General features: G+C 38.1%; 20 protein-coding genes. 6 read left to right on the plus strand and 14 right to left on the minus strand.

What is annotated here, in order from left to right; translation table 11 throughout:
- Positions 1-237 precede the first annotated feature (237 nt).
- The 4 genes from KYH19_RS17550 to KYH19_RS17565 form a co-directional block, all read right to left on the minus strand.
- The gene (locus KYH19_RS17550) at positions 238-768 is read right to left on the minus strand and encodes an RNA polymerase sigma factor (protein WP_121284155.1); all 531 of its coding nucleotides are present in this window, start codon (positions 766-768) and stop codon (positions 238-240) included.
- 127 nt (positions 769-895) lie between these two features.
- Positions 896-1,912, minus strand: coding sequence for a UDP-N-acetylmuramate dehydrogenase (gene murB, locus KYH19_RS17555; RefSeq protein WP_219076047.1), 1,017 nt, complete (start codon positions 1,910-1,912; stop codon positions 896-898).
- Between the two features lie 41 nt (positions 1,913-1,953).
- A complete protein-coding gene (locus KYH19_RS17560) occupies positions 1,954-2,403 on the minus strand; it encodes a hypothetical protein (RefSeq protein WP_219076048.1) in 450 nt (149 codons plus the stop codon).
- Between the two features lie 10 nt (positions 2,404-2,413).
- Positions 2,414-2,854, minus strand: a complete 441-nt coding sequence (locus KYH19_RS17565) for a sterol desaturase family protein (protein WP_370630251.1) — start codon at positions 2,852-2,854, stop codon at positions 2,414-2,416.
- 165 nt (positions 2,855-3,019) lie between these two features.
- Here KYH19_RS17565 and KYH19_RS17570 point away from each other — a divergent pair, with 165 nt between their 5' ends.
- The 5 genes from KYH19_RS17570 (at position 3,020) to KYH19_RS17590 (ending at position 10,479) form a co-directional block, all read left to right on the plus strand.
- Positions 3,020-3,631, plus strand: a complete 612-nt coding sequence (locus tag KYH19_RS17570) for a TetR/AcrR family transcriptional regulator (protein ID WP_121284165.1) — start codon at positions 3,020-3,022, stop codon at positions 3,629-3,631.
- An 87-nt stretch (positions 3,632-3,718) separates the two neighbouring features.
- Positions 3,719-5,059, plus strand: a complete 1,341-nt coding sequence (locus KYH19_RS17575; RefSeq protein ID WP_193421024.1) for a TolC family protein — start codon at positions 3,719-3,721, stop codon at positions 5,057-5,059.
- Between the two features lie 2 nt (positions 5,060-5,061).
- The gene (locus tag KYH19_RS17580) at positions 5,062-6,129 is read left to right on the plus strand and encodes an efflux RND transporter periplasmic adaptor subunit (protein WP_219076050.1); all 1,068 of its coding nucleotides are present in this window, start codon (positions 5,062-5,064) and stop codon (positions 6,127-6,129) included.
- Between the two features lie 64 nt (positions 6,130-6,193).
- Positions 6,194-9,388, plus strand: a complete 3,195-nt coding sequence (locus KYH19_RS17585) for an efflux RND transporter permease subunit (RefSeq protein ID WP_132399049.1) — start codon at positions 6,194-6,196, stop codon at positions 9,386-9,388.
- A gap of 287 nt (positions 9,389-9,675) precedes the next feature.
- A complete protein-coding gene (locus KYH19_RS17590) occupies positions 9,676-10,479 on the plus strand; it encodes a hypothetical protein (protein WP_219076051.1) in 804 nt (267 codons plus the stop codon).
- A gap of 419 nt (positions 10,480-10,898) precedes the next feature.
- Here KYH19_RS17590 and KYH19_RS17595 read toward each other — a convergent pair whose 3' ends face one another.
- The 10 genes from KYH19_RS17595 to KYH19_RS17640 form a co-directional block, all read right to left on the minus strand.
- A complete protein-coding gene (locus KYH19_RS17595) occupies positions 10,899-12,104 on the minus strand; it encodes an MFS transporter (RefSeq protein WP_219076052.1) in 1,206 nt (401 codons plus the stop codon).
- A gap of 110 nt (positions 12,105-12,214) precedes the next feature.
- Positions 12,215-12,868, minus strand: coding sequence for a TenA family protein (locus tag KYH19_RS17600; RefSeq protein WP_219076053.1), 654 nt, complete (start codon positions 12,866-12,868; stop codon positions 12,215-12,217).
- Positions 12,865-13,683, minus strand: a complete 819-nt coding sequence (thiD, locus tag KYH19_RS17605; RefSeq protein WP_219076054.1) for a bifunctional hydroxymethylpyrimidine kinase/phosphomethylpyrimidine kinase — start codon at positions 13,681-13,683, stop codon at positions 12,865-12,867. The genes KYH19_RS17600 and thiD overlap by 4 nt, the downstream gene beginning before the upstream one ends.
- A 438-nt stretch (positions 13,684-14,121) precedes the next feature.
- Complete coding sequence (gene lpdA, locus KYH19_RS17610) at positions 14,122-15,528, minus strand: dihydrolipoyl dehydrogenase (RefSeq protein ID WP_219076055.1); 1,407 nt, start codon at positions 15,526-15,528, stop codon at positions 14,122-14,124.
- 254 nt (positions 15,529-15,782) lie between these two features.
- Positions 15,783-16,139, minus strand: a complete 357-nt coding sequence (locus KYH19_RS17615; protein WP_219076056.1) for a VOC family protein — start codon at positions 16,137-16,139, stop codon at positions 15,783-15,785.
- Positions 16,140-16,201: 62 nt separating this feature from the next.
- Positions 16,202-16,753: a Crp/Fnr family transcriptional regulator gene (locus KYH19_RS17620; RefSeq protein ID WP_219076057.1), complete on the minus strand. Its 552-nt coding sequence runs from the start codon at positions 16,751-16,753 to the stop codon at positions 16,202-16,204.
- A gap of 37 nt (positions 16,754-16,790) precedes the next feature.
- The gene (locus KYH19_RS17625) at positions 16,791-17,399 is read right to left on the minus strand and encodes a DUF2306 domain-containing protein (RefSeq protein WP_219076058.1); all 609 of its coding nucleotides are present in this window, start codon (positions 17,397-17,399) and stop codon (positions 16,791-16,793) included.
- Between the two features lie 44 nt (positions 17,400-17,443).
- Positions 17,444-18,109 (minus strand): HAD family phosphatase, encoded by a 666-nt coding sequence (locus KYH19_RS17630; protein ID WP_219076059.1) that lies wholly within the window; start codon positions 18,107-18,109, stop codon positions 17,444-17,446.
- Positions 18,110-18,133: 24 nt separating this feature from the next.
- Positions 18,134-19,294 (minus strand): esterase-like activity of phytase family protein, encoded by a 1,161-nt coding sequence (locus KYH19_RS17635; RefSeq protein WP_219076060.1) that lies wholly within the window; start codon positions 19,292-19,294, stop codon positions 18,134-18,136.
- Between the two features lie 377 nt (positions 19,295-19,671).
- Entirely contained in the window at positions 19,672-20,505 is an 834-nt protein-coding gene (locus KYH19_RS17640) for a DUF6515 family protein (protein WP_219076061.1), read from the minus strand.
- A 464-nt stretch (positions 20,506-20,969) separates the two neighbouring features.
- Between KYH19_RS17640 and KYH19_RS17645 the strand changes: the two genes are divergently transcribed.
- Entirely contained in the window at positions 20,970-22,841 is a 1,872-nt protein-coding gene (locus KYH19_RS17645) for a CocE/NonD family hydrolase (protein ID WP_219076062.1), read from the plus strand.
- Positions 22,842-22,954: the final 113 nt, after the last annotated feature.

The following is a 22,954-nucleotide window of genomic DNA, read 5'->3' on the forward strand; positions in this document are numbered from 1 at the left end:
TTGCTCAAAAGTTCAGGCTTCATCACTGAGTTTCAAATTTATTGCAACGCTTCCTATACCCGTCAGTTCGAGCGAAATGCAACGCAGTCGAGAGCAACGTAGCACTCAGCAAAACTAAATCTGTTAGGATAGATCTCTCCATTCCGCTGCGCTTCAGTCGAGATGACGTTTCTTTTTGAAGTGATAATAAAAAAGGCCCAGATAAATCTGAGCCCCTGGTTTTTCAATAGATGTATCTTAAACCAATTCTACACTGGCAATTTCTTTTGAGTAAGTTTTAAGGTATTTTTTTAATATACCTCTTGCTACATGGATACGTGTTTTAACTGTTCCAATTGGAATTTCTAACATATCTGCAATTTCATGGTATTTATAACCTTCAAAATAGCGGATAAACGGCACATAATATTCTTCAGGTAATTGAGATAATGCTTTATCAATATCGCCTAAAACAAATTTACTTTCTGCCTGATTTTTGGTTGCACTATATGAAAGGTTTGCAGAAGAGATGTCTTCGCTCTGCGTAATTAAAGTATTTGTTTTAACTAGTCGGCGATAGTTGTTAATGAAAGTATTTTTCATGATGGTAAACAACCAGCCTTTTAAATTCGTACCCTCTTTAAACTTATTGTAATAAGTGATCGCTTTCAGCATCGTATCCTGAACCAAATCATTTGCGTCTTCTGCGTCTTTCGTAAAATTTAAAGCATAAGATCTAAGTGATACCGAGTGATGATTAACCAGATGATTGAATTCAAATTTTGTCATGATATTTAGCTTTAGGAGATTAAAAACAAATCAATTATTGTTCATTCGCTTAAACTCAAACAAACTTAATACCAAACTTTTCTGGCACGGTGTTAAAAGCGTCCAACTACCTAATAGTCAGCCTTCGTCACAGAATATTTACTTCTCTTTCTAAAGCGACTCCAAAAGTAGTCTTTACACTGTCTATTATTTGTTCAGAAAAATTATACACTTCTGTACCAGTTGCGTGCCCGTGGTTAACTAAAACCAAAGCCTGGTTTTTCCAGGTACCTGTTTGCCCAACTACTTTACCCTTCCAGCCACACTGTTCAATTAACCAGCCTGCCGCCAGTTTAATTTTATCATCAGCTGTAGGATAATGCACCACATCGGGGTGTTTAGCCACAATATCTGCAAATTCATGTTTTTCGATCACCGGATTTTTGAAGAAACTACCAGCGTTACCAATAGTTGATGGATCGGGCAGTTTACTCACACGGATATGCGATACAGCAGACGAAACATCTGCAATATTTGGATTTTCGATTCCCCTGTTCAACAGTTCGGTTTCAATTGCACCGTAAGAAGTATTAATTTTTGCCTCGGAAGACAAACGGAAAGTAACAGATATAATAATATACTGCCCCTTCAACTCGCCTTTGAAGAGACTTTCACGATAGCCGAAATGACAATCGGCATAACCGAAGGTTTTCATTTTTCCGGTTTTAATTTCAAATGCGATACAGCTTTCGAAAACGTCTTTCAACTCTACGCCATAAGCACCAATATTCTGTATGGGCGAAGCACCAACTGTACCCGGAATCAGGCTTAAATTTTCTACCCCCGCAAAATGATGTTCAACACAATAGTTTACAAAATCGTTCCAAACCTCACCCGCACCAGCAGTTACCAAAACTTTATTATCAATAACTTTAGATTGGATGCCCTTGATGCTGATTTTAATCACTAAACCATCGTAATCCTTTGTAAATAATACATTGCTACCTCCGCCTATCACTAACAGCTGCTGAGATTTTACAAGCTCGTTTTTAAATAAACTAACCAGATCTGCTTCAGAGGATATCTCAGCAAAATAACTAGCCTTAACATCTATACCAAATGAGTTATATGGTTTTAGAGAAATATTTTCCTGGATTTGAAGCATATTGATTTTGGGTTATGCTGCAAAAGTAAAATAAAAAATAATTAAGGAACGATTTTGGTAATCTCCTTATCAAAATTAAAGCTTAAAATTTCAGGCTTATCTCCGGCTACAGCTACACCAGAAAGTTTCCAGCCAATAAAAGCAGGTTTAGTTTTAGCCAACTCCAACAAATGGTATCGCTCTTTAGTTAATCTGGCACTGATTAACCCTACGCTATCCGACTCTGCCTGACTCAAATGCTCAATCTGGCTTTCTAATTCAGCCAGGGTAATATCCAACTCGTTTCCCTTTTTGATACTATCGGCATAAGCCTGGGGAGAAATATTGTACAGACTGTCCAATTTTGAACCGTCAAAATTCAAATCCTGGTTACTGGTTTCGTATTTCGATTCCACAAGTGCAATGGCGCGGTCTTTATTCGTCTTTTTGCCACAAGAATATAAGGTTGAAGAAATAATTACAAGAAGAATGAACTGATAATAATTTTTCATTTAGTATAATTTAGCTTTTTAATACTGCTTTCCGCACAAACAACAATCCAAAAGCCTTTCCCTTCTCTTTACTCCTGTTTTTATGATGAATTTTGTGTGCCTTCCGGACAGCCTGCAAATAAGCATTATTACTTTTAAAGGTTTTAAAACGACGGTGTACAAACCAATCATGCACTACAAAATAAATCAGGCCATATAAAGTAATGCCTAAGCCCACAAAAAACCGGTAGCCAAAGCCATCCCGATCGACGTACATTAAATAAAGTGATAGTCCGGCAAATAACACCGCAAACAGATCGTTCCATTCAAAAAATGATTTTGCCTTTTGGTGATGGCTTTTATGCATAAACCAGAGTGGCCCATGGAATAAATACTTGTGTATAAACCACGATAAACACTCCATAAAAATAATGGTAAATAGTAAAATAAGGATGTTAATGAATACAGACAATTTTTCTAAATTATTGGTTTTTAAAGATATAAACAGTCAAAGATGCAAAATTATGTCATTACACTGTAAGCTTAATATTGTTTTTAACAAACTTTTCATGACAAATCATTTTTTAGCACTATTTTTGACTAAAATATTAAAAAAGTCAGAAAGTAGAAAAGTAAAATGATTGTAGCTGATAAAAAGAGAGAGCAAATTATTGATGGTGCTATAAAACGCTTTATCCATTTTGGTATTGGTAAAACCACGATGAATGATATTGCAGAAGATCTATCCGTATCGAAACCATCTCTTTATTATTATTTTCCGGATAAAAAGCATTTGATTGTGGGAGTCATCGAAAGAGTCTTTAACGATTTCTTTGAATTGATTAAAAAGAAATACAACCCTGATTTGCCTGTCCAGGAAATTCTTTTTAATACCATTGATGTGCGGAACACATTTTTCCAAAAATATTACATGCTCCGCATTACGGAGGGCATTCCGGATTTATTAAACGATGAGGTGATTAAAGGCAAACTGCATTCGCTAAAAGAATCGGAAAAGGAATTTTTCGCAGAGATTTTTAGCCAGGCTAAATCAAAAGGAGAAATTGAGCATGATGATACAGCGCATGTTGCCGAATTATACCTGGAAAGTTTGATGGGCCTTTGTACCATGTGTATTATGGAAACCGGCAAGGACCTTTTCCCCGAAAAAAAAGCATTAAATAAAATGACGTTAAAGCAAAAAAATCTGACAACCATATTTATAAGAGGTTTAAGGTGTGTAGACTAAAAGCGTGACGTTAGCATCAATAAACAGCCTAAAATTAACAAGGCTGAAAAAACAGAGAAGAACCCAAAAACAAAAAAACAATACATTATGCTTAGAGTAAAAATGGTAAAATTAATGCTCATACTTATTATCGGCTCGGCTTTACCGCAGTTGGTAGTTGCTCAGCAGCAAATTACCTTAAAAGATGCGCTCACCTTTGCGCTCCAAAACAACACCAAGGTTCGGAATGCGAAACTGGATATTGAAGGCGGGCGGTATAAGGTAGAAGAAGTTAGGGCTCAGGCCTTACCTCAGCTTACAGGAAACGTAGGCTTAACCTATAACCCAATTATCGGCCAATTGGTTGCTAACTTTGGCGGCCAAACACAGGCAATTAAATTAGGTCAGAACTGGAATTCGACTGCAGGTGTTCAGCTTTCGCAGCAATTGTTTAACCAACAGGTTTTTACCGGCCTGCAAGCTGCACGTTCCAGCGAGGAATATTACAACCTTACTTCGCAATACACAGAAGAGCAGATTATCGAATTGGTTGCCAACAATTATTACCAGGTTTTGGTAAACAGACAGCAGCTAAACGTAATTGATACGAACATTAAAAATGTTAACATTGTAGAGAAAATTGTTTCAAACCAATATAAAAACGGTTTGGCCAGAAAAATCGATGTAGACAGGATTAATGTTAATTTAACCAACCTGAACACCCAACGTGAACAGGTGATTAATGCGATTACCCAATTGGAAAATCAGTTAAAATTTTCGATGGGGATGCCGGTTTCTACACCGATCAGTTTACCTGATACCGAATTAACTGAAGTAACTACTTTACCTGTTTTTACAGATTCTATTGATTTGGCGAACAGAACTGAGGTAAAACTTTTGGATAACCAGGATAAACTTTTATCGCTGCAAAGAAAAGCCTATGTTGCCGAATATTATCCATCGCTGGCTTTAACGGGCAATTATACTTACTCCAGTCAGAGCGATAGTTTCGACTTTTTAAAATCTAATGCAGCAGCAATTGGTTACGGGGCATCAGCAATTGGCTTAACCTTAAAAATTCCTATTTTCAATGGCTTTTTAACACGCTCGAAAATCCGCCAGGCAGATGTTGATATCAGAAAAGCAAAAGAAAGCAGAAAAGAATCTGTAAACTCTTTAAACCTTGCCTATGAAAATGCAAAGATTCAATTGCGCAACAACATCAATACTATAAAATCGCAGCGTAAAAATGCTGATTTAGCTCAGGAAATTTACACAAGCACCCAAAATAACTATAATAATGGTTTAGCTTCATTAACCGATCTTTTGGACACGGAAAATGCGCTTACATCGGCACAAAACAGCTATACACAGGCTTTATTAAATTATAAAATCGCCGAAATACAATTAATCAAATCAAACGGAAATATTAAATCGCTAGTACAATAGAAATGAAAAGAGTAATTACCATAATCATCGTAGTTGTTGTTGCACTTGGTGCAATAGCTTATGTTTTAAGTAACAATAAAAAGAAGAACGAAGAAAAAACTGCTTTCATTGCTAAAGGTGGTGGTGCCGTTGCCGTTCGTGTTGCTCAGGTAGAGCGTAAAGCTGTAAATTTAGATTTCAGTGCAAACGGAAACTTTATCCCTAAACAAGAACTTAACTTCTTATCAGAAAATGCTGGTCGTGTTAAGGCTATTTATGTAGATGAAGGCGACCGCGTAAGTAAGGGACAGGTTTTAGCCCGCGTTGACGCTGAAATCATCAATACAGATAGGGAAACTGCTGAAGCGACCTACCAGAATGCAGTAAGAGATGAGGCCAGATACCAAAGTTCATTCTCAACTGGTGGCGTTACACAACAACAGTTAGATCAGGCTAAATTGGCCACGAGAAATGCAAAATTGCGTTTACAGGCTTCGCAAAGAAGACTAAGTGACGCAAACATTAAATCGCCAATTAACGGCATTGTAAACAAAAGATACATCGAAGTTGGTGCTTTCGTAAATACCCAGGGTACACAATTGTTTGAGTTAGTTGATGTTTCCAAATTAAAGCTGAAAGTAAACGTTAACGAATCCCAGGTTGCCAACCTTAAAATCGGCGATCAGATCGAGATCAAATCTTCGGTTTTCCCAACTGATAATTTCTCTGGTAAAGTAACTTTCATTGCTGCTAAAGCTGATGCAACCCTAAACTTCCCTATTGAAATTGAAGTAGAGAACAGCCATAAAAACACTTTAAAAGCCGGTATGTACGGAACTGCAATATTTAAGTTCCCTAAACAAGCGCCTAGCATCCTTATTCCACGCACATCATTTGTGGGCAGTGTAAGCAGCAACCAGGTTTTCGTATTGGATAAAGCTAGCAATACTGCTAAAATCCGCAATGTTGTAGCAGGCCGTATTTTAGGAGATAATGTTGAAATTCTTGATGGCTTAAAAGAAGGTGAAACTGTAATTACCAGCGGTCAGATTAATTTAGCTGAAGGTACTGCAGTAAGTATCGTAAAATAAGTTAGAGAGATTTTTCGGCTTTTAAAACGCGGTACATCAATCGCAAAACGCAATACTAATTAAAATGAAGATAACAGACATATCTATAAAAAGGCCTTCGCTGGTTATTGTGGTGTTTACCGCACTTACCTTGCTTGGGCTACTAAGTTACTTTTCGTTGGGTTATGAATTACTTCCAAAATTCTCTAACAACGTAGTATCTATTTCAACCATCTACCCTGGTGCATCGCCAAATGAGGTTGAAAATACCGTAACCAAAAAAATTGAGGATGCGGTATCATCGATGGAAAATATTAAAAAGATCAACTCTGTATCATTTGAGAGTTTATCAACAGTTACCATCACCTTAACAGATAAGGCCAACATCGATATCTCAATGAATGATGCTCAACGTAAGGTAAATGCCATTCTTTCTCAATTGCCAGAGGATGTAAAAACACCATCGTTAAGTAAATTCTCGTTAGATGATTTACCGGTAATCACCATGACAGCTTCGGCAAATATGGATGATATTACTTTTTACGATTTAATTGATAAACGTATAGCCCCGGTAATTTCGAGGGTAACGGGTGTTGCTCAGGTAAATTTAATCGGCGGTTCGGAACGTGAAATTCAGGTTTCATTAGATGCTGATAAATTACAGGGCTATAACCTTTCTGTTCCACAGGTTCAGCAACTGATTTTAACTTCAAACTTAGATTTCCCTACCGGAAGTGTTAAAACACAAAATCAGGATGTTTTAATTCGTTTATCAGGTAAATACAGAAGCATTGAAGAATTAAGAAATCTGGTTTTAACCACCTCGAAAGATGGTGCGCAAATTCGTTTAGGCGATGTAGCAGATGTTCAGGATTCGAAAAAAGAAACCGAAAAACTGGCACGTGTTGATCGTAAAGCATCTATTGCAATTCAGATCATTAAACAAAGTGATGCAAATGCGGTAGAGGTGAGTAAAGGTACCCATGCCATTATTGCTAAACTTAAGGATGAATATAAAGCCAACAACCTTGATATTAAAATTGTTAATGATAGCTCGATTTTTACTTTAGAATCTGCAGATGCCGTTATCCACGATTTAATCCTGGCAGTTGTTTTGGTGGCCTTTGTAATGCTTTTCTTCCTGCACAGTTTACGTAATGCGTTAATTGTAATGGTATCAATCCCAGCATCATTAATTGCAACATTTATTGGTATCAACTTATTTGGTTTTACGCTGAATTTAATGTCGTTACTTGGACTTTCCCTCGTGGTAGGTATCCTGGTGGATGATGCGATTGTGGTACTGGAAAATATCCAGCGACACATGGAGATGGGTAAAAACAAAGTAAGGGCAGCTTCTGATGCAACAAGAGAAATTGGATTTACCGTAGTATCGATTACTCTGGTAATTGTGGTGGTATTCTTCCCTATTGCAATCAGTTCTGGTTTGGTATCTAACATCTTACGTCAGTTTTGTGTAGTGGTAATCATTGCAACATTGCTATCGTTAGTGGCTTCATTTACCATTGTTCCATTACTTTTCTCACGTTTTGGAAAGTTAGAGCATATAGAAGGCAAAAACATATTCGGCCGTTTTATCCTTTGGTTTGAGAAACAGCTTAAGAAATTTACGATCTGGATTACCAGCATCTTAACATGGTCTTTAAATCATAAAAGACGTACCATTGCAGCGGTAGTAGTATTATTTATTGCGGCAATGTGGTTGGCTGGAGCAGGTTTTATCGGATCGGAGTTTTTCCCTAAATCAGACAAAGGTGAGTTCCTGATTCAAATTGAATTACCTAAGGATGCTCCTTTAGAACAAACCAACTTCTTCACCCAAAGAGCAGAAGCTTACTTAGATAAACAGCCAGAAATTGTACAGTTAATTACAACAGTTGGTCAGGCCAGTGGTGACTTTGGAGGAACCCAGGCAACAGCATACAAATCAGAAATAAATGTTAAGCTGGTAGAGCGTGATAAACGCAAAGGCATGTCTTCAGATATTTTCGCAACAAAAATGAGCCGTGCTTTAGCAAAAGAACTTGTTGGTGCGAAAGTTAAAACGGTACCGATTAGTATTTTGGGTATTGCAGAAAATGCACCTATCAGTTTGGTGGTAATGGGCTCTAACCTGGATAGTGCTTTAAAATATGCAGAAGGTGCTCAAAAGCTACTTAAAACAATTCCAGGAGCAACAGAGATTAAATTATCGGTAGAAAAAGGAACGCCAGAGATTAACGTTCAGGTAGACCGCGATAAGATGTCGGCAGTTGGCCTAACGCTACAAACTGTAGGTTCTACCATGCAAACCGCTTTTGCAGGCAACACCGACGGTAAATACAGAAAAGGTGAATACGAATATGACATCAACATTCAATATCAGGATTTTAACAGAAAAAATATTGACGATGTGCGTAACCTCATTTTTGTAAATGCTGATGGCAAACAGATTAAGCTATCGCAATTTGCAACCATTACCGAAGGTTCAGGACCAAGTCAGCTAGAGCGTTTAAACAAATCTACTTCGGTATCCGTTCAGGCACAATCAATCGGTAGGCCAACAGGAACCGTGGTTGCTGAGTTTCAAACGAAACTTCAGGAAATGCAAAAAAATGGTAAGCTAAAAGCACCAATTGGTGTAAGTTATACCTGGGCTGGAGATCAGGAAAACCAGAGTGAAGGTTTCGGTACCTTAGGTATTGCTTTATTGGCCTCGATTATTTTGGTTTACCTGATTATGGTTGCGCTTTATGATAGTTTTGTTTATCCATTTGTGGTGATGTTCTCGCTACCACTGGCTTTAATTGGAGCTTTCTTAGCACTAGCCTTAACTAATAACTCTATCGGTATCTTTACTATTTTAGGTTTTATTATGCTAATGGGATTGGTGGCGAAGAATGCAATCATTCTGGTCGATTTTACCAACCATATGAAGGCAGAAGGTAAACCCACCATAGAAGCGTTAATCTTAGCTAACCATGCACGTTTACGTCCAATTTTGATGACTACGATCGCCATGATCTTTGGTATGCTTCCTATTGCATTGGCAAGTGGTGCAGGTGCTGAATGGAAAAACGGTTTGGCATGGGTTATTGTTGGTGGATTAACCAGTTCGCTATTCTTAACCTTGATCGTTGTGCCAGTTGTTTACTTAATTTTCGATATTATATTGGAGAAACTAGGTTTCAACAAAAAAGGAAAAACGATTGATGAGCTAATGGTAGAACCATACGATCATAAAGATGTACTTGAATATGATGTAGATCTAAAACATTAATAAACATCCATATTAACAATCAATTTAGCCCCGATCCCAAATCGGGGCTTTTTTGTGGAGTTTCAAACGTAACGCCGCCATGGTTCGTGTCCTCACGCACCATTTCTTTTTTGCCACGGAAACGCAGAGACACGGAAAATTTTGCCAATCCAATACCTCGCCATAAATTTGTGACTCTACGAACCACTTTATCTTTTACCACCCAATACTTAGAAGTTTTCATGCGCAGATAATTCTACAATACCGTATCCAAACAAATTATGCAACAACATTGTATATTAGGGATTATGTTCAAAATCATTCTTAGCCTTTTTCTCAGTTGCTTCACTTTTCTGCTTAAAGCTCAACACCCTCCTGTTTTCCAGGCCATGACTACAGATTCGAGCTTTGTTAAGGTATCAAACTTAGATATCACCCTGGTAAAATACAGTTACAAACCTAATGGTATTAAATTTTTAGTCGTACATGACAATGAAGATACTGGTGTAAAAGCAGGATTTGATTATATCCGTTGGAGTGGCGGCGAACTCATCGATAGTCAATATGGTGGTGTAAGAGATTATTATTTTACCTATATGGATGATCAATATCGTATAGACCCTAACGCTATTTATACCGAAATAGGTGTAAAAACAAGATTAAAAAAAGATTTTTTCAGCTCTAACGAAGCAGAAAAAGTAATACTTAATGCAGGCAAACAAATTGTCGATTTTTACGATCCAAAAGCCACTGGTTATTTTTTAACCCTCCATAACAATGCCGATGGTGGTTTTGGTATTTCTTCTTATTTACCAGGTTACGATTTAGCCAGCACCGCTGATTCTGTTTACATCAACTTCCAGATGGATGGTGATGATCTGATTTACGTAACCGAGCCAAGATTATTCAGTAGCTTAAAAAAGGCCAATGTGAATGTAATTCTTCAATCTAAATTTGTTTCCAATGATGGCTCCCTTTCAGTTTATGCCATGCAAAATAATATTCCTTATATTAATGTAGAAGTGCAACACGGGCATCTGGAAGAAAACTTGAGGCTGATCGAGCTCGCAGTTGCCACACTGAAGGAACATGGATTGGTGAAGAAAGAATAGCTTACTAAGCATTTCCATATTCCCTTACTAACTTATTTAGGTAAACGTCGTGCGCTCCAAATGAAAATGATTGTTTTAAAATTAGGAAATGATTGGCCTGTGGTTATTGGAGTGCAACGGTCCCGCCTTATGCTTTACTCCGTTGCACTTCGTATTCGCTCCAGTCGGGTTTAGAAACAAAGGTTTCTGCACCCTGCAACCCTGAAAATGAAACACCGTTTTGGCCAATTAGCCCCGGTTGAAGCGGTACCCTGCAGCAACGAGGCACGAGGAAGCGAAGCGTACAAGCGTAAAACGGGAAGGAGCCTTCTACTATGCACAAGCAGCGCGCTCCAAATAATGAATACATTGTTATTTAAAAATGAAAGCCCTATTTTATTTCTCTGTTAATCCATTCAAATTGTTAAGCCGATTACAGTCTAGTTTATCTCCTTCATTTTTGTTATAAGGAAAGTTATTAACAAACCAAATACTGAAATAATCCCGAAAGAATAACGCAGGCTGGATAATTGCGAAACATAACCAATTAATGGTGGGCCAAACAAAAAAGCAAAATAACCAATACTCGAAACCATGGTTATGGCTTTACCAGCAGGTACTTTTTTATTGTTGCCCGCTATGCTATATACCATGGGTACAATACTAGAAACACCAAGACCAATAAGCATAAAGCCAAAAATGGCAACAATCAGATTCGGGAATATTACGGCAAGTGCCATACCTATGGATATAATGGCACCACTGATCTGCAACAGGTTTTTCCGTCCAAATTTACCGATCAAATATACACCCAAAAACCTTCCGCTTGCCATCATAAACATGAACGATGCATAACCAATGATAGCCCTATTATGAGGCAACTTTACCACATCTTCGAAATAAATAGCGCTCCAATCGAACATTGTACCTTCTGTAGCCATACTACAAAATGCAATAACCCCCAATAACACTAAAATACCTTGTGGCATGGTAAAAAACCTGGTCTTCTCCATCACGGCATCTGGTTTATTATAGTTTAGCAACTTTTTCCAGTTAAGAGTTACATTGGTTAAAGATATCAGAGCAATAATCCAGAAATGGGTATACATGCCTAATTTTAGGTTAACCAAACCGAGCGCAATTAATGCACCGGTTAAATTCCCCATACTCCAGGCGCCATGAAAAGAACTCATAATGGGTTTGCCGTAATAGTTTTCGCCGGCAACACCCTGTGTATTTAAAGCGATGTTACAAAGATTACCAGTGATCCCAAATAAAACCAAAAAAGCAGCCAATTGCCAACCAGTGGTGGCTAATGCTAAAAAAGTTAAGGCAATTGCATATAATGGAGCAGTTGCCATGAGCATTTTCTTACTGCCAAAATGTGTGGTCAGTTTTGCAGAAAAAAACATGGTAATGATCTGTCCTGCAGGCAATGCAAAAAGGATAGAGCCTAATTCTGCATCGTTTAAACCCATTAAAGCTTTAAAAGTTGGAATCCTACTTGCCCAACTTGCAAAACAGACCCCTTGCATAAAGTAAAAGGCTGATATGGCTAAACGGACTTGTTTTGGAGAGCTTTGTGCTATTACAGGTTTGTCTTCTTGTTTGCTTATAATTTCCTGTTCTTGCGTACTTTCTTCCAAAATGATGTTTTAAATTATAGATTAAACTACAAAGTTCTTTAAATCTATTGGAAATACCGACTATTTTTTGACTTTATATCAAAATATTTGCACCACACAGGGTTAAAATATTAGACTTTCCATTTTTCGAGTTCATATGCACTGTCCCAAAACATCCATTCTAAGCGGGTCGCCATTTCGAAAACATCCAGCATTTTTTGTTGAGTTGCGGCATTGGCCTGTGCTGCCAGTTGATTTGTAATATCAATTGCTTGTTCTACTGCAGCAGCAAATTCGATTCCGGCATACATATCAATCCATCTTTTATAGGGATTTTGATCGTTGGTCTGTTGTGCGAAAATATGATCGCCTACTGCTTTATAAATCCAAAAGCATGGCAAAACAGCCGCTACTGCTATTTCTACATTGGCATACGCAGCCTGACTAAGAATATAATTGGTGTACAAAAGTGTAGATGGAGTAGGTTTCACTTCTTTTGCCAAACCAAATTCTATAAAGTAACTTTCGTGCAAACTACGCTCGGCAAAAATAGCACCTGTAGAAAACCCGGCAAAAGCCATTACCGAATCTGCATTTTGCATACGCCCACTAATGGCGCTTAACGTCCGCCCAAATTCTAAAAGGTAATAGGCATCCTGTGCTAAATAGAAGATAAATTTTTCTTTTGGTAAGGTACCATTGCTCAGCTCCGTATTAAAGGGCATGGTTAAAATTTTATTATAGATAGGTTTAACCCGTTCCCAGGCATCGTCGCTCCACTTCATTGGATAATTAATTTTAAAGGTTCGAAAAAGTGGTTTAACGGCCCATTACCTTCACCTGTTTTTACTTCACTACCAGTTTGTAAGGCCTGGCTGATGTAGTTTTTTGCATTTTTAATTGCGGATAATAAATTGTTGCCCTTCGCCATTTCGGCAGCTATAGCTGAAGAAAGTGTGCAACCCGTTCCGTGTAGATTTTTAGAAGCAATAAAAGCACTTTCCAATACAATAGGTGCATCTTTTCCATAAATAAAAACATCATAAATCACTGGCCCTGTTAAATGTCCTCCTTTAATCAGCACAGCATTTGCTCCTTTTTCGATGATTTTCTCCCCTGCCGCAATCATATCATCGAGGTTATTGATTTCTTGTCCCGAAAGGATTATGGCCTCATCTATATTTGGTGTAACCAAACTAACGATGGGGAATAATTTTTCTACCAATTGGTTAACGGTATCAGGTTCGATTAAGCGGTGACCGCTGGTAGCGACCATTACCGGATCTAAAATAACAGGAACAGATTGATTGTAAGCTTTTAGTTCTTTTTCAATCACCTGTACCACTTCGGCACGGTTAATCATCCCAATTTTAATGGCCACTGGCACTATATCATCCAATACAGCCTGTAACTGATCTTTAATCATTTCCGCGGGAATACCATGTACTGAACGCACCCCTAGCGTATTCTGTGCAGTTACCGCCGTAATTACCGATGTACCAAAACAGCCCAGGGCCGAAAAGGTCTTCAAATCGGCCTGAATACCAGCCCCGCCCCCACTATCTGAGCCGGCTATTGTTAATACATGAATATAATTCATTGCTAAGACTTCATTTTTGTTGTACAACTTCAGGAGTCTTCAAATGCAGAGGCATTTTATGCAATTATTGCAGACAAACTAATTTCCTACGCCGGCATGATCCGGATCAAGTTCATTTGAGATTGAAGGCTGGAGGGATTTAAGGCTAAAGGGCATTACCCTCTACCTTTTTACCTTCTACCTTTAACCTCAAAATGGGTATATTCTCAGCCAACTTATTTGAAGGCACCCCTAAAGTTTTATTTTGTAGCGCAATATAGGGCTTAGTTTTTATTCTTTGTTTATAGAAATGAATTATATGCAAAGAGATGCCTACTTAACAGCGAAAGGCCTGGTAAAGTTGACAACAAAAAAAATCCCGATATAAATACCGGGATTAATAATATATGTTTACCAATCAGCTACTGAAACAAGTTCAGTATGATGGTTGGATAATAATTAAATATGTATCGCTCTGTTATCAGTTGCCGCAAGTGCAGCTTCTTTTAAGGCTTCGGTATAAGTTGGGTGCGCATGGCAGGTACGTGCAATATCTTCTGCAGATGCGCGGAACTCCATTGCAATAACAGCTTCAGCAATCATATCCGCAGCACGCGGGCCAATCATATGTACACCTAAAACCTCATCAGTTGAAGCATCAGCCAAAACTTTAATGAAACCATCAGTATCCATACTTGCTTTCGCACGTCCGCTGGCTTTGAAAGGGAAAGATCCTGCTTTATATTTAGTTCCTTTTTCTTTCAGTTGCTCTTCTGTTAAACCAACAGATGCAACTTCAGGCCAGGTATAAACAACCCCCGGAATTAAGTTATAGTTGATATGTGGTTTTTGTCCTGCGATGGTTTCTGCCACATAAGTACCTTCATCTTCGGCTTTGTGCGCTAACATTGCACCGGTAATTACATCTCCAATGGCGTAAACACCATCAACCGAAGTCTCTAAATGCTCATTTACAGGGACTTTTTTTCCTCTTTCTTCTACTGTGATTCCTATTTTATCTAAACCCAAACCTTCGGTATATGCCGTACGGCCAACAGCCACGATGCAATAATCCGCGTCGAAATTTACGGCTTCACCTTTCGCATTTTCTGCAGTAACCGTTACTGTTTTACCATTATTTGTAGCACCGGTAACTTTATGATTCATAAAGAATTCCATGCCCAGGTTTTTCTTCAATACGCGTTGAAGTTCTTTACCTAAACTTGCATCCATTGTGGCAATGATGGATGGCAAAAACTCAATTACTGAAACTTTTGTGCCTAAACGGGCGTAAACAGAACCTAACTCCAAACCAATAACACCGCCACCAATTACAACCATCGACTTTGGAACTTCTTTAATATTTAAAGCCTCTGTTGAAGTAATGATACGTTTTTTATCAACTGGCAAAAATGGCAAGGCTGTAGGCTTAGAACCCGTAGCAATGATTACATTTTTAGCGGTTAAGGTCTCCGTAGAACCATCAGCCTTCGTGATTAAAACTGTGTTTTTATCTACAAATGAACCAACGCCTTCATAAGAATCGATTTTATTTTTCTTGAACAAATAAGTAATACCGGCCGTATTTTGTGCAACAACATCGTCTTTACGGGCGATCATTTGTGGCATATTTACTTTAAGGCTTTTTAAATCGATACCGTGAGTAGTAAATGTATGAGCAGCATTATGAAAATGCTCTGATGAATCTAACAAAGCTTTAGATGGGATACAACCAACGTTTAAGCAAGTACCTCCAAAAGTTTTATATTTTTCTACTACTGCAGTTTTTAAACCTAACTGAGCACAACGGATTGCGCCTACATAACCGCCCGGCCCTGAACCGATAACAACGACATCGTATTGCATAATTTCTTGAGAATTTTGATTAGCCAAATGTAGGGAAAAAAGGCGGAAAGCTGAAAGTCGATTAGGCTATAGAAATTGCTTATTAGTCATTTGTTTATCAGTTATGGCTTATAACATTAGCTCATGGTTCAATATAAGGCTCAATAGGATATTCTTTAAAAGTTCAGAAGTCTATAGGCTGTCTAGCATAGACAAACATTTTACTTTAAAAGGATAAAATGTTTAATCTAACCCAATGAAACTAATACCCCCTCTTAAACCGATTGCCCAAAAGTGAGTAAATTGCAATCCGGATCGAGCATAGCAAATTCCTTTTGCCCCCATGGTTTTGTTTGCAAATGCCCATTCGGATGAATGCTTTGTTTAGTATCCAGCATCCATTTGTATAAACCCTCTATATCATCTGTACGGATATAAACCTGACCATAGTTTTCTTTCGGGTCAAGTGTTTCGAATAAAAAAAAGTGAATCTGAACATGATCTTTTTGCACCATGAGGTAATCCTTAAAATTGTCGACCCCAATATCTTTAAAGCCTAATTTATTCACATAAAAATCTCTGGTGATTTCTTTATCACGCATTGGAAGTTTCGGATTGATTTCTGTTAGCATATTTTTTTATTTCAAAAATGAGGAATTTCCTCAAAAGCAGCACTTGATCGAAATCATGAAATTCAATAGTTCGCTCTAACCCTGCTTAGTGTTTCGGGAGTTATTTTGAGATAGGAAGCAATCATTTTAACCGGAAAAACCTGTACAATGAGCGGCTTTGCATTTTTTATATAATTATATTTTTGAACAGGGCTTAATGCATTATCAAAAAGGTAAGTCCGGTGATGAGCTTGATCAAAAACTCTACCCAGGCTTAAGAAAGACTGCGACCTGGCTATCAACTCGTGCAGGTTGATTAAGCTCAATTCAATGACCTCCGCATCCTCAAAAGCTTTAATCGTAGTGCCTGATGGTATTTGTCCTATCAAACTCGGGTGATTAAACATCCATTCATTGGGTAAGTGAAGATCAATGATTTTCTCAGTTTCATAATCAGACAGAAATTGAACAAAAGATCCGGACAGGATGAAATAGACAGATTGGCAAATCTCACCCTGGCCCAATACCACATCGTTTTTCTTAACTATTTTTCGCAGGACTTTTTCTTCAAAAAGAAGCAAATCATGAGATGAAAATGTTCCGACACTGACTAAAATCTCTTGGGCTGACAGCATAAACTAAATTATTCAGAGGATGGAGTACCAAAACAACTTATTGATGAGCGGTTTTTCTGATAATTAAATAACCAACAATCAAATTTGGAATCCAGCACAGCCAGGCAACCACCAGATAAGCTTTTGAAAAATCACCATAAATAATGGTCAAAATTGGTAGCCAGATTCTTAATGTTACCGCAGCAAAACAAGCGGCATAACTATAAATCATCATCTTTTGATGTTTTTCAACTTCTCCTTCTTTAATATGTAAATAAGCTTTTAAAGTAGTGTAAAACCAAATGATACCTAAACAAATAAATCCAGCGGATGAAATCCATCCACCTGTTGCAAAAAAACCAATATAAATACCAGCTAATGCACTAAGCAGCACAGCAACCACATAAACCTTACCCAGTTTTCGGTGTAATGCCATTCGCCTGTTTCGCATTTTCGAACTGAATTGTGTCCAACCGATTAATAAAGCTATTCCTCCAAAAATGATATGCGTATAAAAACCAATGTTCCAGAAAGTATTGCTTAACAACTCAACCGTCTTTGAATTTAATAAGCCAAATTTTCTATCGATCAAAAAGTAAATCATTGGATAGAGCCCAATTAGCAACGCGAAAGTTGCAAATAAAATCCATAATCCTTTTTTTACCATATTAAGTTCTTTTGCTTTATGCTAAGCTAGTTAATTTTCAAGAACTAAATCAATTCCCTCTTCTGCATAAATTCTTTGGCATTTGCAAAACTGAGGAAAAGCTCATCAGCAATTTTTAGTTTTTGGTGTGCCTGTACATTGTTCTGAATGGCGTAACAGGTTATGCCCGCTGCAAGAGCAGATTTTACTCCATTCACGGTATCTTCAAAAACGATGCATTCTTCTTTTTCTACACCTAAGCGCTCTACACAAAGGTTGTAACTTTCGGGATCAGGTTTTGATTTGCTAACATCTGTTCTGGTAATAAACAAACTGAAATATTTAGCCAAACCATTTCGTTCAAAAACAGCTTCAACATCAATTTTCGGACTAGCCGTAACCACAGCAAGTGTAAGCCCTTTTTCATAGGCAAATTGAATAAATTCTAAGGCATACGGCATTAATTCAATATCAGTCGTTCTAAAACCATCAAAAGTTATCTTTTCTCTTTTATTGATAAAGTCTTCTAACTCTTCTTTGATTTTATACCGGTCTATAATCGTTTTTGCATTTTTCGGCAGCGGAATCCCCGCATAATTGCTTAACCAATCTTTAAATTCGATATTCACATTATAGGGACATAAAAATGTATTCCAACAATCGAAATGAAATTTCTCCGAATCAATTAATGTACCATCTAAATCGAAAAGCAGGGCTTTTATTTTACGCATTATAAATTTTTAACTGAAATTAGTTTATGGGATGATCTCGAAAAGGAAAAACTGCTGCACCTGCGATTTTCCAAAATTATTATCTACACAAAATATTAAAGAATGGTGTCCGTTTGCAAGTTTTGGACCAAAAGTTACTCCTTCAAAATTATCGATGTGCCTGTTTAAGGTATCAAAATCGAAAAGTAGTTTTTTGCTAAGTGGTTTTGGTGGATTTTTAAGGAAAGATGCATTATCAATCTCATTTTCTGCATCATTCAAATCAACCAGGTAAAGTTTTAAAAAAGCATGGTCATCGTGCCCTTTTGCCCAGGCCCTTTCCATAACCAAAAGTGTATGATTGTTAATGGCTAGTATTTCAGAAATCCCATTTACATTCCAATCGTTTTCAACAGTAGGTTTAACTGGCAATGCGCCCAGGTTATAAGCATATTGGGCGATATTCTTTTTAGTTCCTACATCAAACTTTAAAATCCGGGTTAAGGCTTTATCATATTCAAAAGCAGCTTGAGGGCCATCCTGGTAAAGTGGCTCTTCTAAGCTGGCATATAATGTTTTGTACTGATCAGCATAAGTTAAGCCTTCAAACAATGCATTTTTTCGTGGGCCGCTCTCTGTTTTAGTAAAGTGAAAACCCTTAGGTATTGGAATGGTATCTAAAAATTTTCCGGTGGTAGAAATAAAAGTTAAACCGGGTTGAACAATGGTAGTATCACCGTTTTTAAACAACCTCTCCCCTTCGCTGCTCCAGATCAATTGTTTGGTAACCGGATTATAACGGACGGATTCTCCATCTGGCTTTACACTTTTATCCGTGCCATATTTGGGATATTGTTTCCCGTTTTCCTGTAAGAGGTACGTAACTCCTGTAATTCTGATGGTATCGATTTTATTTTCTTTGAGATCAATCTGTGCAGTGTAAATCCTTGCCGGACTAAATTGCGACGGATCATCACTGATCAGATAATACTGGTTCTTTTTTGCATCATAATCAATCCCCGACAAACCACCAACAACCGTATTTTGGAAAATCGGATTTAAGGGCATAATGTATTCATCCAGAAACTTTATAGACGAAATACTGGTTTCATGTTGCTTAACCTCCACATGTTTGGCTATTGAGCAGGAGGAGAATACAACAGCAAAAAGGCCATAAAAAAAGATGAGTGGGCGTCTGGGTTTCAAATCGAAATGTTTAAGCCGTAAAAATATAGAATTTTGGCTATTCACAATATTTCATACTGAATTTATTTCAATACGTGGCTTTTCACTCACTACGGGTCAGAGTCTTCTCGTAAGCAATTTTCCCCAATTAGAAACTCAGTGGCGTTGGATATTCCGATCTGACAAAAATTGAATTATAGATACTGAAACAAGTTCAGTATGACGTACAGCGAGAATTAAACGAAACAGTCGGATGATATCATCCGACTGCACATTTATATCCTGCAACCTTAATCATCTAACTCCTTAATGATAAAAACAAACTCATCATTTAGAAATAAAAAATGCTGATCCCATTTTAATAATGACCAGCATTTAATTTATAATATTGAATAGTTCTAAAACAGCTTACCAATTACACGGTAAGTAATATTTGTTCCGTCAACTACTTCTTCGTAATAAACATCATCAGGTGAAACAAAATATTTTTCATTTTTAATTGTCACTTCTCTGCATCCTTCAGGCAACTGGTTAATAATATCACCAATGTTATGTGCATCAACCGAACCTTCTGTCGTATTTAAAACGCCATCTTTTCCAGCCACGATATAAACTGTTTTACCATCGGCATTTTCTTTTTGGGTATAATAAACGCCTTTGTATTCGTAATAATCAATCCCATTAATGGTTACCTGATTTGCTTCAGATGGTAAATTCGGAACTTCAGCACCAACCGGTGGAGTTACCACTTCGTATTGATCGTTATTTTGCTGATAGAACAATCCTCCGGAATAATAAAACTGTGTTGGGCCATACCAGAATGGATAATAGCCGTAAGGTAGTACACCAATCCGGACACCTAAAAACGGCCTGTAAAAGTTGTAATAACGGTAATATGGTCTATAATAAGGCCTTCCATAACCAAATCTGTAACCATAACCTGGCCTACCATATCCCGGACGATAACCTGGCCGGTTATAAGCATAACCTGGTCTGCCAGAACGGATACCTGCAGAAAAGCTCCCTCTGCCTGGCACGCGCATAGCTGGCTGACGGGAAAAAGAGCCACCACCTCTTGACGAGCCAATTGAGCCCGATCTGCCTCCGCCGAAAGAGCCTCCTCCACCTCCGCTCCTGCTTGGCCGCTGCGCAGAAACACTTTCGATACTCAAGGTTGCGATCATCGCTGCTGCAGCGAAAACAACCAATCCTTTATTTAATAACCTGTTCATTGTTTTGTGTTTATGTCGATTGTCTATATGACGGTGAAAACTCCTAAAAGATTACCCCTTAACACTATTTAACTAAATTTTGATAAAGTGATGACGAAAACAGCTTTATAAATATCAGTAGTATGAAATTTGCAAACGAAAAAACAAAATACCTTATCCATCCCACATTTTTGATTATTTAACCACAAAGACACAAAGTTCTTTTTGCACAGCAGGCTTCTGACTTAGGTCTTCCGACTTTCGAACTATTCCATTATTCATCACACATCTTACATCGTTTACCGCTAAGACACAACGTTTTTTGCATACTTAGCTTCTGACCTCAGTCTTACGACTTTCGGACTACTCCCATTATCCATCACACATCTTCCATTATACATCTTTAACAAACCTTTTACGAGCTATTTTTTCTTATCAATCGTTAATCACCTATATTTAAATTTTATTCCTAAAAACCAGCTTAAATGAACCTTACCAGAATTTTCAGTCTTTTATTTTGTCTGTTTATTTCTAATGAATTGATGGCTCAACAAACCGATTCAGCTTATGTTAGAGAAAACTACACCAAAATAGAACGCCAGATCCCCATGCGGGATGGGGTTAAGTTGTTCACTTCAATTTACATACCTAAAAACCAGTCCAAAAAATATCCATTTTTAATAAACCGTACGCCTTATACTGTTGCCCCTTACGGCGAGGATAAATATAAGCTTAGCCTCGGCAATTTTCCAGCCATGATGCGCGAAGGATTTATTTTTGTTTACCAGGATGTACGCGGCCGTTGGATGAGTGAGGGGACTTTTGCCGATATCCGCCCTCAACTAACTGGTAAAAAGTCTAAAACCGCTATTGATGAGAGTACAGATACTTACGACACCATTGATTGGTTGATTAAAAACGTAAAAGGCAACAATGGCAATGCCGGTATTTATGGTATTTCTTACCCCGGTTTTTATTCTACCACTTCATTGCCAAATGCTCACCCGGCGTTAAAGGCCGTTTCTCCACAGGCGCCAGTTACTGATTGGCTTATGGGTGATGATTTTCACCACCGTGGTACATTATTCCTAATGGATGCTTTCAGTTTTATGGGCAGTTTTGGTGTGCCGAGGCCTAAACCGATTACACCAGATAAAGGACCTAAAGGATTTCAATTCCCCATTCAAGACAATTATCGTTTTTATTTAGAAGCCGGATCAATTAAAAACCTTAAAGACCGCTATTTTGCAGACAGCATTAAATTCTGGAACGATTTATTTAAACACCCCAACTTAGATACTTTCTGGAAAGCACGTTTAATTACCCCGCATTTAACCAATGTAAAACCTGCGGTAATGGTTGTGGGTGGCTTTTTCGATGCTGAAGATGCTTATGGAACATTTGCCACTTACAAAGCCATCGAGAAACAGAATCCTGGCGCCAATAATATCCTGGTTGCAGGTCCATGGTTCCATGGCGGCTGGGTGCGTAGTGATGGTTCTTACTTCGGCGACATCCCTTTCGGCAGAACCACCAGCACCGATTATCAGCAACAGTACGAGCTGCCTTTCTTTAAACATTATTTAAAAAACGAAGGCGACTTTAATGCTGCAGAAGCCAATATCTTTGTAACCGGAAGCAACGAATGGACAAAATTCAACACCTGGCCTCCACAAGAGGCTGAAAGCAAAAACCTGTATTTACAGCCAAACGGAAAACTCAGTTTTGAGAAAGTGGGCAGAACCGATAGCTGGGACGAATATGTGAGCGACCCGAATAATCCTGTACCTTACCAGGATGGGATTCAGGCCAAACGTACCCGCGAGTACATGATCGACGATCAGCGTTTTGCTGCACGACGCCCGGACGTTAAAACCTATCAGACTGATGCCTTAACTGAAGACATTACCTTAACTGGTCCTGTTTTAGCTAATTTAGTGGTTTCTACTACCGGAACAGATGCCGATTATGTAGTTAAACTGATTGATGTTTATCCTGAAGATGCGCCAAATCCAGAGCCTAACCCTAAAAACCTGATAATGGGCGGGTATGAAATGTTGGTGCGCGGAGAAATTATGCGTGGTAAATACCGCAACAGTTTCGAAAAACCTGAAGCTCTTGTTCCTGGCGCAATCACCAAAGTAAATTATCCGCTGCCAGATATCGCGCATACCTTTAAAAAAGGACATAAAATCATGATCCAGATCCAAAATTCATGGTTCCCTTTGGCTGATCGTAATCCGCAGAAATTTATGGATATTTACCAAGCAGAGCCACAGGACTTTCAAAAAGCAACACACAAAATTTATCACGATGTACACAACAGCTCGTTCATTACCGTTTCTGTGTTAAAATAAATGTTCAGTGCGTCGTTATGCGGTTCGTCATTCCCAACTTGATTGGGAATCTTAATGCATTACGATTCCCGCCTGCGCGGGAATGACGCCTAACATTAAAAACAAATTCTTAG

The organism is Pedobacter sp. D749 (assembly GCF_019317285.1).
Classification (GTDB): Bacteria; Bacteroidota; Bacteroidia; order Sphingobacteriales; family Sphingobacteriaceae; genus Pedobacter.